2 protein-coding genes are annotated in these 730 nt (G+C 64.0%); both read right to left on the bottom strand.

Annotated elements, in window-relative coordinates; translation table 11 throughout:
- The coding region (locus tag ACXJ3V_RS20205) for a tetrahydrofolate dehydrogenase/cyclohydrolase catalytic domain-containing protein (RefSeq protein WP_457102145.1) at nucleotides 1–276 on the bottom strand (276 nt) is incomplete at its 3' end.
- Nucleotides 273–730: cyclodeaminase/cyclohydrolase family protein (locus ACXJ3V_RS20210; RefSeq protein ID WP_457102146.1), on the bottom strand; the 458-nt coding region annotated here is incomplete at its 5' end. The genes ACXJ3V_RS20210 and ACXJ3V_RS20205, both read right to left, overlap by 4 nt.

The raw sequence follows: 730 nt of genomic DNA on the forward strand, positions 1-730 counted from the left end.
GTTAACGGATGGATCCTCGCTGAGGTCCTTCAGGACTGAGGCCAGGACCTGTCCGCTGGCATCAGGGCCAAGGTCCACGATCCGGCAACTGATGGCGGCGCTTTCTGCGGCCCGTTCGATAGACCGGACATACCAGTGGGTGGAGCCGTCGTCAGTGGCCACAACCACTGCGAGTGTGGGGCGTAGCCCGTCGGCTTCGAGCTCCCGGGCCACATGGTGGGCCCTCTGCTGAATGGTCTTTGCCAGTGCTTTTCCGGAGAGGAGTACGGCGCTCAACCGAGAATCCTTCCACGCACGCGCCCCACGAGGGAGTCTGCTGCCAGGATGACCTTTTCCTCGAGGCCGTCAGTTTGATCAGCCAACCGCGAACGGGCCGCGGCGTCTTTGATGGCCACCACGTTAATGTCGATGTTCACCCGGGCGGTGTTTGCGGCTGCGCGGGCTGCGTCGGCGGCGGCAGCGATGTCGCTGATCACATTGGCGTTGGCGACCTCGAAAAGTTCCGTGGCAAGATCCACGATGGCGCCGGCGAGCTGGATCAGCTGTGCGGGGGTTTGCGCGGCCCGGATGAGCGCATCCTGGATGGATGCCGTTCGTGCGGCTTTGAGGTCTCCGGTCCCGGACGGAAGCTTGTACGAGTCGATGACGCCTTGAAACGCATGCTCGTCAGCGTCCGCCAGGCGCAGGGCCTCGACGACCAATCCGTCGGCGGCGCTGGTGATCCTTTGGA

The sequence above is a fragment of the Microbacterium sp. P5_E9 genome, from assembly GCF_054049175.1.